Annotated in this window: 14 protein-coding genes, 1 pseudogene and 1 CRISPR repeat array (1 of these 16 running past the window's edge); of the genes and pseudogenes, 2 read left to right on the forward strand and 13 right to left on the reverse strand. The window is 39.0% G+C overall.

The genetic code is table 11. The features are described 5' to 3' along the window. A CRISPR array of direct repeats spans positions 1–850; the repeat unit is 30 nt; unit sequence GTTTCAATTCCTCATAGGAAGTCTGGAAAT; it begins 3,991 nt to the left of the window's first position. A 376-nt stretch (positions 851–1,226) separates the two neighbouring features. The 13 genes and pseudogenes from cas2 to HUE98_RS14385 form a co-directional block, all read right to left on the reverse strand. Then, the gene (gene cas2 / locus HUE98_RS14330; RefSeq protein ID WP_241421298.1) at positions 1,227–1,490 is read right to left on the reverse strand and encodes a CRISPR-associated endonuclease Cas2; all 264 of its coding nucleotides are present in this window, start codon (positions 1,488–1,490) and stop codon (positions 1,227–1,229) included. Positions 1,491–1,610: 120 nt separating this feature from the next. Next, positions 1,611–2,603: a type I-B CRISPR-associated endonuclease Cas1b gene (gene cas1b / locus HUE98_RS14335; RefSeq protein WP_241421299.1), complete on the reverse strand. Its 993-nt coding sequence runs from the start codon at positions 2,601–2,603 to the stop codon at positions 1,611–1,613. 15 nt (positions 2,604–2,618) lie between these two features. Beyond that, a pseudogene (gene cas4 / locus HUE98_RS14340) lies at positions 2,619–3,125 on the reverse strand (CRISPR-associated protein Cas4). 58 nt (positions 3,126–3,183) lie between these two features. Beyond that, positions 3,184–5,583: a CRISPR-associated helicase Cas3' gene (cas3, locus tag HUE98_RS14345; protein ID WP_241421300.1), complete on the reverse strand. Its 2,400-nt coding sequence runs from the start codon at positions 5,581–5,583 to the stop codon at positions 3,184–3,186. Then, positions 5,571–6,281, reverse strand: coding sequence for a CRISPR-associated protein Cas5 (gene cas5 / locus HUE98_RS14350; RefSeq protein ID WP_241421301.1), 711 nt, complete (start codon positions 6,279–6,281; stop codon positions 5,571–5,573). Before cas5 ends, cas3 begins: the two co-directional genes overlap by 13 nt. Before the next feature lie 27 nt (positions 6,282–6,308). After that, complete coding sequence (locus tag HUE98_RS14355) at positions 6,309–7,274, reverse strand: CRISPR-associated protein (protein WP_241421302.1); 966 nt, start codon at positions 7,272–7,274, stop codon at positions 6,309–6,311. 3 nt (positions 7,275–7,277) lie between these two features. Beyond that, the gene (locus tag HUE98_RS14360) at positions 7,278–9,371 is read right to left on the reverse strand and encodes a hypothetical protein (protein ID WP_241421303.1); all 2,094 of its coding nucleotides are present in this window, start codon (positions 9,369–9,371) and stop codon (positions 7,278–7,280) included. A gap of 54 nt (positions 9,372–9,425) precedes the next feature. Beyond that, entirely contained in the window at positions 9,426–10,160 is a 735-nt protein-coding gene (gene cas6 / locus HUE98_RS14365; RefSeq protein ID WP_241421304.1) for a CRISPR-associated endoribonuclease Cas6, read from the reverse strand. 398 nt (positions 10,161–10,558) lie between these two features. Further along, complete coding sequence (locus HUE98_RS14370) at positions 10,559–11,692, reverse strand: hypothetical protein (RefSeq protein ID WP_241421305.1); 1,134 nt, start codon at positions 11,690–11,692, stop codon at positions 10,559–10,561. A 660-nt stretch (positions 11,693–12,352) separates the two neighbouring features. Beyond that, positions 12,353–13,363 carry a helix-turn-helix transcriptional regulator gene (locus HUE98_RS14375; RefSeq protein ID WP_241421306.1) on the reverse strand — a complete coding sequence of 337 codons (1,011 nt, stop codon included), beginning with the start codon at positions 13,361–13,363 and terminating at the stop codon, positions 12,353–12,355. Between the two features lie 183 nt (positions 13,364–13,546). Next, the gene (locus tag HUE98_RS14380) at positions 13,547–13,699 is read right to left on the reverse strand and encodes a hypothetical protein (protein ID WP_241421307.1); all 153 of its coding nucleotides are present in this window, start codon (positions 13,697–13,699) and stop codon (positions 13,547–13,549) included. 160 nt (positions 13,700–13,859) lie between these two features. Then, positions 13,860–14,330 carry a hypothetical protein gene (locus HUE98_RS17695; RefSeq protein ID WP_277623736.1) on the reverse strand — a complete coding sequence of 157 codons (471 nt, stop codon included), beginning with the start codon at positions 14,328–14,330 and terminating at the stop codon, positions 13,860–13,862. Then, a complete protein-coding gene (locus HUE98_RS14385) occupies positions 14,288–15,367 on the reverse strand; it encodes a TIGR02710 family CRISPR-associated CARF protein (protein ID WP_277623682.1) in 1,080 nt (359 codons plus the stop codon). The genes HUE98_RS17695 and HUE98_RS14385 overlap by 43 nt, the downstream gene beginning before the upstream one ends. A gap of 454 nt (positions 15,368–15,821) precedes the next feature. Here HUE98_RS14385 and HUE98_RS18180 point away from each other — a divergent pair, with 454 nt between their 5' ends. Further along, a complete protein-coding gene (locus HUE98_RS18180; RefSeq protein WP_318036560.1) occupies positions 15,822–15,950 on the forward strand; it encodes a type II toxin-antitoxin system HicA family toxin in 129 nt (42 codons plus the stop codon). Beyond that, positions 15,944–16,429 (forward strand): type II toxin-antitoxin system HicB family antitoxin, encoded by a 486-nt coding sequence (locus HUE98_RS14390; protein ID WP_241421308.1) that lies wholly within the window; start codon positions 15,944–15,946, stop codon positions 16,427–16,429. Before HUE98_RS18180 ends, HUE98_RS14390 begins: the two co-directional genes overlap by 7 nt. Positions 16,430–16,847: the final 418 nt, after the last annotated feature.

Consider the following 16,847-nt stretch of genomic DNA (forward strand, 5'->3'; position numbering starts at 1 on the left):
TGACGTATGCGCACTTGAATAGTTTCAATTCCTCATAGGAAGTCTGGAAATGGAAATACCGGGGGTTGAGCTGACCCAAGGAATGTCGCGTTTCAATTCCTCATAGGAAGTCTGGAAATTAAAGATTTGACGGGCAGAACGTTTGGTTATTTAACGGGTTTCAATTCCTCATAGGAAGTCTGGAAATCTGCCATCCAGCGCCCCCCTGACCTTTACGAAATCGTTTCAATTCCTCATAGGAAGTCTGGAAATGATAGGAGAATTTAAGGTTTTTAATAGTGGTGAAATTGGTTTCAATTCCTCATAGGAAGTCTGGAAATTATTCAGTATATACCATGTATTACCATATTTTACAGGTTTCAATTCCTCATAGGAAGTCTGGAAATAATTTTAAAGAAGTTGAACCCACTCTTTCCGAACTTGTTTCAATTCCTCATAGGAAGTCTGGAAATGGAAAATACAAACTGCGAACCATGGGACTGGAAAGAGAAGTTTCAATTCCTCATAGGAAGTCTGGAAATGACTGAAATGAGCCATGAGGACAAAGCCTATATTGGGAGTTTCAATTCCTCATAGGAAGTCTGGAAATAGTGTCATGGAGAAATGCGTTTGCTTACAAGAGGACAGTTTCAATTCCTCATAGGAAGTCTGGAAATAATGCATTTATTTTCTGGTTCATTAGACGAAACCGGTTTCAATTCCTCATAGGAAGTCTGGAAATTTAACCGGGGATATTATCATAATCAACTATGATAGTTTCAATTCCTCATAGGAAGTCTGGAAATGTTAATAAGGGCACGGGCCAGTTCCAGCCGCTGACGTTTCAATTCCTCATAGGAAGTCTGGAAATCCATTTTTTTACCGAAATATCTATATTTTTAATCTTATAGCAATATAGTTAACATGTCCATATAAATATCAAAAAAGGTAGGTAACATAAACAAATAAAGGTTTTTTTAATTATTATTAGCAAAAATATTTGTCGTCTATGCCCAGGGTTTTTTGCTTTACTGATAATCGACGACAAAATAGTGGACATCCCACTACTTTAGTTTTCAGTTTAATAATAGGGGCTTCAAAGATGATGGCGATGAAACTTCCGATACAATGACTTATTAAAGAACTAAAAAATACAGAAACTTTGTACTGAAACCAATCAGGTATATAGTTAAGGTGACACAACCGGAATGATTTTTCTTCCAATTACAGACAATGCCTGAAAAAAATTATATTATTTTCTCCATTCCTCCTTTTTCCACACCCATGATTTCCCTGCTGTAATATTTTTTAGTTCTTAAATTATAAATAATCACTGAATCTTCCTTATTATTTATAATTGTTGACAATTCAAGTTTCATTTTTTTAAGATTTGCAGCTGAAATTTCTCCTTCCAACACAGAATTCTGTACCCAGTAAAGGTATTCCCTACATTTTTTTAATACTTTATTTACCCTTTTCTGGTTAACATCATACACAATAATAATATACATTTTTTTACCTCCTGCATCAGCTTTAAACGATTGCACATGACAAAAATAACAATTTCATTAAATAAGTATAACCCATAAAAACTTTAAAACTTTTACAATAATTTGTAATAAACTGACATTTTACCACCTGCTTACATACGGCTGATATTCTTTTTCCCCCATTAAGTGTTTTTCTAACTTATATAACTCCAGCCGAATAAGGTAACGGTAGGAAACCTTTTTATTTAGTTCCCTAACCTTAATAGTAGTTTCCAGTCTCTGATCAAATTCCTCAACAAAGATTTTTTTACCTTTATCCTTTATTACAATGGCTTCTAATTTTTTGTCAAAGTCTTTTTTAGTTATCATCTTTTTTGCCAGCAGCTTAAATATTATACGGTCAATTATAATAGGCTTAAATATTTCTGCAATATCAAGGTTTAAAGAAAACCTTCTAAAGTTTGTAGCATGCAAAAAACCAATTCGGGGATCCAGGTGGGTCTTATATATTTCAGAAAGAACGACAGTATAAAGCATGGTATTTCCAAAACTAATAAGGCTATTTAATTCATTATGGGGAGGTCTTTTTGATCGTGCTCCAAAAGTAAAACTAGAATTCTCTAGTATAGAATCAAAACAGCCATAATACTGCTCCCGGGCATTGCCCTCCAATGCCATTAGCTGTGATATTTCCTGGTAACTATCGGTATTTTCAAGCAGTTTCCTCACTTTTTCCTGTTTTTCTTTTACATCTTTGCCTCTATTGTTATAATAGTTTAGAACCTGAAGTATATTTTGTAGTGCACCCTGTACAAACTTTCGGGCAATTACAATTCTTTTATCATGGTCAATATAATTACTGGCCTGTTGTAAAATAATATGACCTGAATTTAAATGCTCTCTCGGATAAAAAGTGCCCATATAATAGCCATGATAATTAAAATAATGCATGAGTATTTCCTTCTGGGATAAAAACTCCAATAGTTTTTTATTGATATCAGCTTCTCCAAAAACGAATATGTCACTGGTATCTTCCACCGGTATATGTTTTTTGCCCTGTTCTGTTTCAAAACACAGGGTATTATCCTTTCTGGCCAACTTTCCCTGGGAAAAAATATATAAACTTTTTTTCATTTTTACACCTTCTCTCTATATCCAGCAAAAATCTCCGTAAGCACATTTTCTGCAGAAAGAATTTTTGACAGGTAAAGGGGGTTTTCCACTGTTAATTATGTCTTTAATCTCCTGCTCTACCGCTATCAGTTCATTTTCCAAAGCTTCGACCAGCACAACATGCTCTTTTTTTCTTTCCTCTGGGATCAACAATTCACCCTCCGCCTCCACTCCCCTCTGCTTTAACTACAAAAGGTAATAAGCCAGCTGCATTTTAGCACTTTTTAAATATCTTGAGCTTTTTTTTATTTCACCTACCACTACCTTACCGTGCTTTTTCCTAACGATATCAAATTTCACGTTTTCTAGAGCTATTTCCTTTTTTTCCCGTTTATAGCTGAATTCTTGTAAGAACCTTCCTATTAACAAATTCTCATCATCTTGATTGGGTACAATCTGCCGAGCCATCAGCCAAACCTCTCTGGGACAAATATAATAGTACCATACTAAGGTCCCTGTTATTTTAACTTCATTATTATTAATATTAGCCCCTCCTTTGAATCAATCTTGGGCAAGTAACGGTATTTAACGTCTCTTTTTTTTAATGCATTCTGGCAGATATATCTCTGCCACCCCGTAAATATGACAGGCCGCTATCCTCATGATAAAGTGAGATATCTTTCAACTTGGTAATCTGCTTGCCCGCAGTAACATCTACAATTATGTAAGCATCTTCTTTGTATAAAGAAAGAGTAAATGCATTGAGCAGAGACATAAATTTTTTCCGTTCCAAGAAATCCAGGGTATGTATAAACCCCTTGTCCAGGTATTTATCATAAAGTTCCTCTGCTCCATTTGGAGCAAACTTTTGCAGTAATTGTTCCTTGGTACCGGTCAGGTATTCCTCTCCCCAAGGAACAAACACTTCTATATTATTGTTTTGCTCTTCAAAGGGAGGTGTTCTGGCTATATGGGACCAGTTTCCTAAAGCCGCCTGCTCTAATTTAATATACGATGAGGTATAAGGATTGCGGCTAAAAACCCGTTTGTAATAATCTTCTACCAAAGGAGACGTTCTGACTTCACTAAAGCTTCCAGTTTCTTTTAATATTGATAATGTTTCCTCTCTGGAATAAGTGCATTTGTAAATATAAGGACTGCTGTCATGCTCCCCATCTCTTAGAAAAATAAAAACTTCTACTTCAGAAAGGGGGCCTTCCCCATGCCGGTTAGCTCTCCCCGCCGTCTGAGCGACAGATGGTATTATTGGCACAGCCCTAAAGATTTTCCTAAAACTTAAATCTACCCCTGCCTCAAGGATTTGAGTGCATACTACAATAGTAGGCTTACCCTCTTTCAGGGATAATCTTATTTCTTCTATGCGCCTGGCTTTATGGAGAGGAGTCATCTGTCCGGAAAGAAAAAACAAGTTTAAATTGCTTTTAACTGGAAAATTATTTTCTATTCGTTTACTAATTTCCCTAAAAACCAGATACGCATCTTTTACGGTATTTAAAATAGCAGCCGTGCTGGATAACTGTTCTGAAGTTTTTATAATTCTTTCCGCTAATAATTCCTGGTCTAGCTTTTCCTCAACAAATACACACCGGTATCTGTCGGGAAGTTCTAATTCCGGTGAAAACCTTACCAGGTCCTCTCCCAACCCCTCTATCACTGGAGGTATAGTTGCCGAAGTAAACAGTATCTTGAAATCATATCGCTCAGCTGAAACTTTTAACTGTTTTAAAAACATGTTCCATATATCGCTGTTTATTATCTGAGGTTCGTCAATTATTACAAAAGACTTTTCCAAACCCTTTATTCTCATGGCCTGCTGGGCGGTTGCCGGAAAAAGTGCCAGAAATAGCTGGTTAAAAGTAGCGGCCACCACCGGCGACTGCCAGGATTCCAGGGCTAAAAAACCGGCATCATCAAGTTCTTCGTGTTCTAAAAGAGAAAGATGGTGATGCTGAAGAACCTCTAAACCGGTAATTTTTGCTATTTCATCGGCAGCCTGAGATAAAATTGACAGATAAGGAGCAACATAAATGATACGAGAAACCCCTTGATTTTTTGCAGCTTCCAGGGCTAAGCGAAGGGCTGTTATAGTTTTACCCAGGCCTGTAGGTAAAGCCAGTCCAAAAAATCTTCTGTCAATTTTACTCTTAAATTCTATTGTTACTTCTTCCTGGGCTTCCTGGCGCATTTTCAGCATCTGTTTTGAAACTAATTTTTTGTCCTGTGCTTCCCGGGCTTTATCCTGGCAGCCCCTTAATAGTTCTGCCAAAGCTTTATCTGCCTCATCATGTTGAAGCCGTTTTTCTTTTAAATTTGCAGCATGATAACGATCCGCGGCAATTAATCCTGCCGTAACATCTCTCAAACAAAAAAAAGCTGCTTCCTCGCTTTTATTAATACTGCGATTCATCCTGCCGTTAACATAAGATACTGCCCGGTTCACCTGATTCTGCCAATGATTCCGACTTTTTTTTAACCAGACATAAAAGTCTTCTTCATCAACCACCAGGTTTAGTTTTTTTTCTACAAAAGATAGTAACCCTAAAAAATCACACTCTTGAATATGTTTATCCACAGGATGGCTGCTCCAGGGGGGATAATCGGCTTCCAGATCTGCCAAACGACCATGGTGATTTGCTATATCTAACGCTAATCTAACAGTCATTAAATAGGCTTTATACCGGCTCTCCCCTTTTAGATCAGCCTGGTCAACAATTCTTCCTGCAAGAAAAAGAAACAGGGCAGAACCCAGGGGAGAATGAACTATTTCTCCCCTGGTCCCTCCCTTGGTGATATACTTTTGCCAGGTGGATCGAGCTTTTCCGGCATCGTGAACCAGCCCCGCCAGGTACTTCAGTTTTTCCTGCCAGCTGCCTTCCCTGTTACCCATTTTTTTAGCGGTTTCTTCCAGGTGTTCGGTCAATAGATAATTTCCTTCAAAAGCCGGCCTTGCCAGGCATTTTTCCAGTTTTACCACAGACATATAACTTCTCCCTCCGCCGTTTTAAAAAACCTAAAGGGATTAAGATTTGATTCCCCTTCTCTGATAGGTTTAGGTTCAAATACTATTATTTTGCCTTCATAGTCGTAAACGATATTAATTGTCCCATTAAACTTTCTGTCCCCCAGATAGTCATAATGCATGCCTCCAACTCTACCATATTTCGCTCCTTCTAATATGGAAAGAGTTTCGATGGCATGAACCGGCACTACGGTATAAGAAGAAAGTTTTTCGGGAAAGGGAGGATACAGCTCCTCCAGATAAAAGGAATCAATGTATTCAGGAAATGTTAAGCAGTAAGCAGAGCCCAGGTAAGTGTGATAATGGCTCTTTTTTTCCTTTAACATTTCCTCCAGCTTTTCTCCGAAGTCCCCAGCATAATATATACGGTAATGGGGCTTCACTACCAGTTCTACTGACGTAGGACGGTTAAAAGTGTCTCCTCCACCTAACCAGCCTTTCCCCAGCATGGACAGCTCCTGGGACCTGGATTTTACAGGGGAGCATAATTGTATGCCAATCCAGGCTTCCCCTTCCAGCTTTTCCATTCCCAATACAGAAGCAATAAGGCCGTGGGTTACTGTTCGGGTTATAAAAGGGTAAGTCAAATGGGCTCCGGTAGTATCGGGACGTCGAAAATGACCTGTTTTCCCTCTGATATCAAAAGCAATAATTTTCATGAGAAAGCACCTCCATTAAACGGAGCTTTAAAAGGGTTCGTCCGCTTCAACCGGTAATACCCCTTTAACCTGCAGGCCATCCTGCACTTTCAACTTAAGGCTTGCAATCTTGTCCGAGTATTTTGATAAAATTTCTGCCAGTTTGGTTACGTCAAGAGTGATGCCTTCCACCGAGGTAGGTATCCTGCCTGACTGCCACTGTTCCCTTTCCGGCAGCAGGGAGATATATTCCTCCAGGTATCCAATTCTGAAAAACGGGTCATTATATTCAACCTGCAGGAGATAAAGAGGCTTCTGCATACCCCGGCCCCTGGCCTGCCGGTTTAAAGTGCCAAACCATAAACCCTCCAACAGCATATTAACATCCTCCTGGTTCATACCCGTGTCTTTGGCAATATTCCCATTTATGACCGCCGGCATAGAAAAAACTGCAAAAGGCAGTGTAAAGATTGTCCAGATGGTCCCCTGTCCTGCTCCTTCTTCTTTACCTTCCGAAGTTATTTTTACATCCCTGCTGGGCATAACTACCGTCCCCTGTACATATTTTGTTTCTACCGGATGCATAGAATGGGCCCAGCCGAACTGCACCGGTCCAGTTTGGCTAAAATTTTCTTTTTCCACACTGTAAACAGCACCAAAAATTCTCATATCAAAAGAGGCTTTGAGTAATTCCTCCTGTTTATTCTTAGCATCCTTTGATGCAACTTTTTCTAAAATTTTTTCTGCGAGACTCTTCCTCCCCAGCAGCTTGCCTTCCTGCGTTCTTTCCTGGCGCACAAAAACATGGAAGCGGTTTTCTTTCCCACCGTCGGGATATTTGGCCAGGACATAGTCCCTTACGTCTCTTTTAATACTGACATCAGAAAGGGATATCCTGCCATCTTCCTCACCAAAAAGCCTCCGGGCATCGCTCTCCGCCAAAGGATCCCTGTTGGGTATTCCATCTTTAACACTCTTCACAAAAATGATTTCGCTGGTATTAATTGAACTCATTATTTAAGAAACCTCCTCACTGGTATTGTTCCCTTCTTTCTTCTTGTCCCATGAATACAAAGCGTACCCGGACCAAAAGGCTGCCATAAACTCATCCTTCTTTTTAGCAATGTCTTCCCTGTTCTTCATGTAAAGCATACTCATTACTCCGACTTTCTGTAGTAAATCCTTTGAAATTTTCATATCAAGAAGCCTGGCATATTCTTCAATTCTTGATAATGCTCTTTTCCATATAACTTCGGGTGTTAAGCTGCTGCCAAAAGTCATCAGACGATGCTTAATAAAATCTTTTCCTCTTTCTCCGGTTTTGGTTTCCTGGTAGTATTGGTTTGAAAATCTTCTAATAAGGCATCCGGTAACAAAACCGATTTCCTCTACATCCTGAAATTCCATCCCTTCCAGAGAATTTTCATCTATTATCCCAAGCAGTTCTTTCCAATCCCTCATACCTTCACCTCCTGAGTATTTATTTAAGTTTTTACTGTAGATTTTAATAAAATATTTAAACGAAAGATAAAAAATAGACTCCTCTTGAATTTGGTAAATGTTCTGATCTACATTCTTGGACAGCTCATTAAACCGGCTGGCGGCATTGATAAGAAATCTTTTTTCGCTCAAACTGTTTCTATGAAAAGCTTTCTCTAAGCTGCTCCAAAGATAAGGATAACCATAGGCCATAGATAAAAGAAACAGAAGCGAACTATACTTTTTATTAACATACGCCAGCTTCTTTTCCGACACCTGGTAAGGCAGGCTGCTGTATATTTCTGACGCATAACCGGCCACTTCAAATGAAATGTCCCTCAAAGCTTTTACGGTGGAAGGGAGCACATCTTCAATACATGCTAAAAGATGAGGATCCCCCCGGCTGAGGTCTCCGGTATGGTAAAGAAGCAGCAGACGATAGTTATCATTTTCAAAACCCTCGGGCAAATAAGATTCTATGCCGGTTACAGCACCCAGATACCTTTTCACCTTGTCCTTATCAGAATCATCAACAGCCATCATAGTACTGATGCCCCGTACAAATTCTTCCCGGTCAAATTCCTCTTCCAAAAAACCATCTAAAACCGGTAATGCTAACATACTGCCATAAATTTTATCAGATTTACGGAAGTACTCTCTACCTTTGGGGCTGGTTCCGGGAGCAAACAATTCTTTCGTAAGCCAGTTGTCCAAAGTTTTTGTCAGCTTGTCAAATATGTTTGCACCATAAGTTAAGGCACCATAACACTCCGGGCACAGGGCTATTCCTTCTACCAGCTGATCATCACTTTTGCCATGGGGCAGCGGAGCCTTCCAGGTAGTAGTCAGCCAGGGATAAGCCTTATTATAGGCGGATATAACCATTCCCCCATATGGGCAGAAGAAACATATTCCACCTGCTTCCTTTTTTCCTTTCCCTGAACCTTCCTCTGCCTTGGCCAGCCATAATAAGTCTTTTAACTTGTTCAAATTAACATAAATGTTTTTTTCCTCTTCCAATAGACTGGAGGCTAAAAGAGAATAATTAAGATCCTTCAGAATTTCTCCTTTTTTTTCTAATCTGTATAGACTCTCTTTTTCCAGGTCTACCAGTATAAGCAGCCCCATATGTTTTCTTTTATCATTCAGGTTAAGCTTTGAAGCCTCATGATGTACCCCGGCAGCAATTTTTTCAACTATTTCCGGTCCAAAATCAGCTTCTAAAGTTTTTGCCAGCCTTCCTGTTAAAAAACTATAAATGTTTTCCTGTGACTCAAAAAACTCTTTTATCTGCCTGTCATAGATAATGTAAACAGGAAAACCATATACCCCTTGAGGTTTAGTAGGATTTCCCCCCGAAGGCATGACAAAAGGAGCCGCTATCGCCTTATCAACATCCGGAATAAATTTCTGTTTGCTGGACCTCTTACCCTTAATTTCCTCAAAATTTCTCCAGGTTGCAGTGGGATGAACTGCAATCTCATCCTTTAACTTTTCTACGATAAAAATATGCTCAAAAAAACCCTTGGCTTTGTCACTGTGGATATCAGAAACCTGCAAAATTATTTCTCCTGGGGTTAAGCCTCCCAAAATCATAGGTCGTCCCAGCCTGATCAGGCTTTCTATCAGCATTTTCTCACCTCCTTGTACTGCTTTCTTGATATACTTTTTTGGCATTTGCTTCTTTTAACTTCTTAAACTTACACATCCAAAACCCTGGCAGTTTTTTGAACCCAGCCCTGTATCCAGAGCCATCTGCAGCAGCTCTCTTGGGCCCGACATGCTGAGGTAGCAGGTATATCCTTTTACCGTAAAATCCTTGTATTTAACAATATTTTGCCGGGGTTTCCCATGTTTTAAAACTTTAACTTCACCGGCCGGCGGTTCTTTTTGATACAGCGAAACATATTTTTTCCGAAGATTTGCTCCAATTTGCTGCTCAAATTCCTTTTCCCCGGGTTGGTAATAACAGGTATACTTCCCCCCTTCCGGTTTTATAAATGTGCTATAGGTTACTACAGGGGACATGACTTTAAACTCTACGCTACCCTCTGTTACTTCCGGCTTTAACACTTCTACCTTTTCAACCTGCATGGAATTATGGCTAAAATCTACTTTGTCGGAAAACATAAGTATATTTCCTATCTCCACACAGAAAGGTTCCAGCGGCGAAGCTATAGTTAGATTAAACCCTTCCGGGAAGACGAATTGATTATTTTTCCTGTCCAAATAGGACCTGCCCATAATCCTTGAAAAAGTAAACATTTTGAAAGACCTTTTTTCATAGGGAAACCCTTTATCATGTAGAAAATCTGCCAGTTCTTTAGAAATGTTATTGTATATCATCCCCTGTACTATTCTGTTGTAGTGAACGGGCATTCTTACTTCGGTGTTACTTTTGAAAAAAATTTTTAAGTGCATAACCAACCCCCTTTAAAACGGTTATTTAATTCTAGACAACATCCAGATAATACAAAAAAAATAAATAATCTGCTAACATAAACAAATTAGGTATGCTTTTAATCAAGTAAATCATAATTTGTAACAGATATATTATACATTTTTGCTTATTTGTTAATTTTTCTCCCTTCAGTTTCTTTTCCTGTCTTATCATCAACAACTAATGTTATCTCAAGATTCCTAGTCAGCCCTCCAAAAACAGACGGGTTTGGCAGCACAGGGCGACTCCTAAATTCTTCAATGCTCATATAACGGGTGTTAGCCGGTTCTCACCCTTTAGAAAGCTTTTTCAGGAGCAAGCGGAACATTTAACACCATTACAGCTGAAAAAAAATTTCTACTTAACACATGCTTTACTTCTAACGGGTTTCCATGTTGTTAACATAATCGTGATTGCCCACATGACGTAGCCTCAAAATATCCCCATCAGGCAAGCAGGATATCCTCCAGTCTTGGTCCAAGCGAAAGTGACCAACATTTCCCTTGACATTTTTGTAAGTTTCGTATAGAAATCCACCGTCAGATCTCAGTCCCGCAAGTCCTTTCTCTTTAAATAATAAAGAAGCTTTAGCCAAGTCATTTTGGATCACGGCTTTCTTTTTATTTTCTTTAACACTGTTAAAGTCTTTAGAAAAGCTGTCCTGCATGAGCAAGCCTGGGAATGATAATAACTCAGAACTCCCAAGTATTTCAACTTTGTTTCGTTCCCACAGCAGCAATCCAACTGGATCCAGAGTATAACAATCTCCATCATCCTCCAGCATCAATTCCGGAATCCCCTGCACTTCATTTTTACAAGCAAAATATCCGTGCTCCATTAATGCAAAAAGAACAGCTTGTTCCCGAAGCACTGGAAATTCGTCCATTTTTACAGGTAACCTTGGAATACGAATAAGATCTGACCCAACGCCGTCAAAAATATAGATAATCTCATCTGCATAAAACATTCCCAAAGTGTTTAAGTAACCCTGTAGGCTTTTAAATCCACCCACCAGGTTAAAAACAATATGATACCTGCTTTCCCTATAAGGAGAAACAGTACTTTCGCACCACTTTACAATTTTGCTTACCCCATTTTTAAAGTTCTTTGTATTCTTAGTATTAAAACCTTCTGGCGTAATTATTTCTACATGTTTGAATCCTGTGCATTTTAAATGATTCATTATTAATTTCCCAGTTAACTGACCCTGGTAGGTATCTGAAGCTATTAGAAAATGTACATCCCTCTCCAGGCTTTCATCTTTTAAGCCGGATACTTCATAGTACCCGTATATACCATTCAGTTCAGCGCTATATTTCCGAAATACTTGTGGTTTACTTTCTTTTAATCTAGATTCAACCTTAATTCTAAGTTCTTCAATAATTCTTATTTGCTCCTTTTGTATTTCCCCTGATTTACTGTTGGCAGTTAAATGAACAATCTTTTTTACTCCATTGGTTGCAAAATTTGTTAATAGGCTTGTCCCCAAAGAAGAAATTATAGCACAAGGCATATTGCCCCTCCTTTCAAAATACTGATTACCAACCTTAGCGCGTCTCCCTTGCTGATTCCCGTATTTTCTGCAGACTTATTATTTCTACAACCTCTCAAACCCCGGCACTATAGAACCTTTCTCCGGCCATAACCTTGAAACTGGTGAGGAAAATGGTCGTGCTTCCATGAAGTTTAGCCAGCAACACGGCTGCACTGTGGTTAAAGAAATGATGTTTATAATAAAGGCCATAGTCTGTCAATCCCTGGCACTTAATTCGATGCTCTTATTATTTTTAATTGATATGGTAGAGTTCAAATTAATTATAGCAACACCTGCTATATTTTGTCAACTATCTTTTAAATATTTTCTTTTATTATCCAACAGTTTAGGCTATAATACAATTTATGAGATAAATACCTAAGAGGAATTGAAATATTGAGATGGTAGAGTTTGCATGCTGCCTTATTTTAGCTTACCTATAAGGAATTATTTTGCATTCTAGTTGTTTCATAGGAAGTCAGCAAATTCAATTTTAAGAGAAATATCTTCTTTTTTATCTATGACATACCTTATTAACTATTTACTTCCTTAACCTTCATGAATTGATTTTCTAAGACGTCTTTTACCACAGCATACCACACCACCCCCGACCCACCGTGTCGGGAGCAGGTGTTTGGTTTACTTTTTATAATTTAAATTCATCTTTTCTATCTCTAACTGTACTTCTTTCCTCAGGTCCACCGGCATAATCACCTCTGCGTGATGGCCAAAACCTAACACCCACCGCTTGACTTCTCCCATGCCGCAGACTTTCAAAGACAAAATAAGAGAACCGTCTGGTTCGTAATTGATTTCTTGTGTGCTGTGCCATTTTCGTTCCCGAATCCAGCGGGCTTGATGGCTGTCAAATTTAATTACAACTTCCTGGGGTTCAGAATCAAATTGTATACCTAATGTACTGCAGAGAAATTCTTGAACATTAAAACCGGGGGCCATTTCAAAGGAAAGCGAAGTTCGTTGTAATTCCTGAATTCGGTCTAATGCAAATATTCGTATGTTCTCCCTTAGGTGACAATACCCTATTAAGTACCATGCCCCCTGAAAATAGCGCAGGTGATACGGATCCACATTTCGCTCATTCACTTCATCACGGCTGATTCCATAATATTTCATCCATACCGTTTTACTATTTTCCAGTGCACCGGCTATTTGATTATATATTTCTGCCAGTCTTTGTTCATTGCCCCGAAGGGTTTTGACATCAAATGAAATTAAATGATCCAGCGAGTTTGTATCAACAGATATTCCATCGGGCATTAGCAAAGCAATTTTCTCAACAGCACTGCGTATAACTCCCTCCAGAGGAGTGCCGGCACATTGGGCTAGGAGTTTTTGTCCAAGAAAAATAGCGACCAATTCCCCTTCTGTTAAACAAATGGGTGGTAATTGAAAGCTATTATCTTTATAGTGATAACCCCTTCTGCTGCGAATATATTGAATAGGTGCTCCCAACCGGTCTCTCATGTATTCAATGTCCCGCTCTACGGTACGTTGGGTAACTTCAAGCTTGCTCGCTAACTTTGGTACATTTGGATAACACTTTGTAATAAGCTGTTGATGAATATAATAGATTCGGGCAAAGCGTGCCCGATCTACCGCTGAAGCTTTGTAATTTGAGACATCTATCATTTACCCACCCCATTAAATCATTTAACTCAGGAGTTAAAGTTCACTTATTAATGAGTTTACTACATTTAACATAATAAAACACTTTATAGCTTATTTGGTTATTTTTCTACAAATTACATATTATTTCCTGCAAAATACATCAAAAAAACCCTATTCTAGGGTTTTTTGTTTTTCAGTAAAGCACTAACACAGGGCATTAAGAATGCGTTTCTCAACGGCAAGGTATTGAAAGCCCAGGTCGTCTCCCAGGTGGTTCAGGAGGTTATAGTCCTTGTTAAATATTAACAAGTTTTTATCGTTTAGTATAATCATTTCATGTTTTATAATTGAGTCCATAAAAAACGCTCTCAGATTAGCTCTGAGAACGGTTTTTTTATGGATTTATATAGTTGTGTTAATCATCAAATATTGAAAGCTGGCAGTTAAAACTATTGTGTTTCTAATATTTAGTTTTAAAGACTCATATCTCAATTATTTTACTCTCCCTTATAACTGCTTAAAGCAAAAAAATTTCATTAAAGGGATCCTCAATAAATTGGTACTGCCGGGCACATTCTTTTATATCCATTTCTTCAACCTGGCAGAAAAGGTCAAAAATGCTTTCTACCATTGCCTTAAACTTTTTATACTGCTCCTTCGACACAAACACAAATCCATGGGCCAGAATGCTGTGATTTCTTTTTTGGGTTTCGTTTACAAACCAGCCCCAGTGAACCGGTTTAGGAGATACTTTTTTTAACTGGAATGAATCATTTATGGATTCCAAAAGCATGTAACCTTCCACCAGGGCTATTTGCCCGGGCAGTTGCTTTGCTGCTGGTTGTTTTAGTTCTTTTTTAATCTGATTTATTTTTTCCAGTAGGGATCCTTCAGATTCCCCATGCATGGATTGTAAAAGAAGAGTATAAACGGGGTTAGATGTATCTATGCCGTACATTGCAAACCTTCTCTGTTCAAATATTTCCAGGAGCCTGTAAAGATAGAGGGAGGCATTATCATATTTACCCGCTCCTCCATACGTATGGCATTCTGGTAAACGGTAAATACAAGGGTTTCCACTGCATTCCCATCCTGCAATAGAGGAAGAGTTGAATTCCCCGGTTTTAAGGGCATCAGTCCGGCAAGATGTTTTAGCTTTTCTACCTGTGCCTCCAAAAGTTCCGTTTCTTCGCTGGATAAACATGCCCTTGCCAGCAGCTGATACGCTGTTTCCAGGTTTTTTGCAGCATCCACCAGGTTCAGGCCGTCCCATTCTTCGTAAGCCCGGGACAAATACAGCGTTACTTCAAATTTCCGTGGGTCCGGTACTTTTTCCACAAGTTGGGCCAGTGACCTGCCGGCACCATGGTAATCCTTTCGCCGGAATAGTTCTTCTATCTCCCTTTCCTGCAGCACACCAAAAACTGTATAGGGATTATGAATTTTTTCCAGGCACTCTGTCCCCGGCTTGGGTCTTCGAAGCTCTTTATCATATTCTTTATTATGAACATACAAAAGTTTTATTCCCAGCAGCGCTCCAGCCATGGACAGGGCACCCGTCATTGCCTTGGTTCCACCGGTAATATCTGCTGCTAAATCCTTGCGACGCCCCCACTTATCCCAAACTTTCAGCACCTGCTGATAGATAGGCAGAGAATCAATACCCCGGACAGTTTCTTTATCTATTTGGGAGAACTTCAACCTGGTAATATCAATAATTTCATCCAGCAAATGTTCTGTTTCTGGAGTGCATAAGAAAAATACCCTTTCCGGTTGACAGACTGAGATTGTCAGCACAAGGGGTTCCCAGGAAAAACCTAAAGTAAGAATTAAACCATAAACTTCATAATTATATATCTTATGGGTTTCCCTTGTCTTAAACAATTCCCGGGAGGGTAAAAACACCTTTTCTTTGTAAAAATATTTTGCCTGGGCTATTTCTTCAGAGGTGATTTTTGGCAGAGCTTCCCATTCACGGGCATTAACGGCAATTTGCCTTTCTAAATCTTTTAAATAGTCATCCAAGATGAGCATCTCCTTTCCAGATAGAAGATATATTTATTATAACACCATTACGCTAAGCGTTTCCTCTACTACTCTATTTTGAGTATTCACCACCCTCATAATAACTTAAGTGCCTGTTACTATCCGCTCCACATCCGCTCTCTAATTCTTGAAACGTTCAGCGGCTATCAACAATATTTTTAGATCAGTACAGGGACGCCCTCAGCTGCGCTAAACCAGAGTTTAACACTGTTACGTCATACCTCCCCTTTACCGCAACTTGTCCACAGCCGAGGATCTTTGACATTAGCTCTTTAAAACAAATACCGGAAAACAATTGTTTGTGCGTATTGAAAACACGTGTTAGCATTGCTATAATTATTATTGGAAAGGTTTGTGTAAGTTAATTATGCGGAACGAGGACTCAAAGGATATCATCGAAAGACTGGTAAGGGAAGGATGATATCTTGTCCGCATAAAAGGCTCACATCATCAATACAAACACAATGAAAAACCAGGAACTGTAACAGTTCAACATCCAAAAAAGTCAATATACGGTCATACTCTCAGAAGCATATACCGACAAGCAGGCTGGGAATGGTGAAAAAGCAAGCTTATTATAATAAAGGAGTGCAAAAAATGATAGATCGTTATCTTTTTCCAGCAATATTTTATCCGCCTGAACAAGACGGACTTGATTACTGCGTTGTTTTTCCCGACCTCGATGTGGCCACACAAGGCGAAAACATCCAGCAGGCATTTGATATGGCTAAAGAACTTTTAGAATTGACACTTTACGGCCTGGAAGAGGACGAAGAAAAAATTCCAGCAGCCTCTAATCCGTCAGACATCCTCTTGGATTACCAGAATGCTTTCATTTCTCTAATTTCAGTTTATATGCCTATCATTCGTGATGAAATGGCACAACAATACGTCAGAAAGACTGTTACACTACCGAAATGGCTAAACGACGCAGCTGAGAGCGCCAACGTTAATTTTTCACGGTCACTTCAGACAGCACTACGGCTCAAGCTCAACATCTCGAACCCACCCGGTCACTACAAAGCAAAAAAGAAAACTTAAAAAATTTTACCCGGACATCGGTTCCGGGCTTTTCTTGAAATATTGTTTTAGCCGTTTCAATCCATTCTAACGGGTCTAGCACGTTTTTTATCCGCCTTAACAGAGACTTGATTATTGACTATTTTCCATTTGTGACAATATCCATTTTGAAATACACATAAGGACCATCAACAGCACCCGTAACAGTTCCCGTAGCTTTAGTTATACCAAAAGTCAAAACATTCTTATCTGTGCATATTGTAACATTACCCTCATTTGAAGGGCTTCCCTTTTAGTTTAGCGACCTGCCCTCGCTATAGTTCTCATACATTACTGTGTGTTCTCAAGCGGTTTTCTCTCGGTTTTATGGCGGCCAGGACACAAAAAACCCTTGGCAGGATAACCTAAGAAAATTAATGCAGTTGGCTCAATAAAGTTG

The organism is Candidatus Contubernalis alkalaceticus, from assembly GCF_022558445.1.
Taxonomy (GTDB): domain Bacteria; phylum Bacillota; class Dethiobacteria; order SKNC01; family SKNC01; genus Contubernalis; species Contubernalis alkaliaceticus.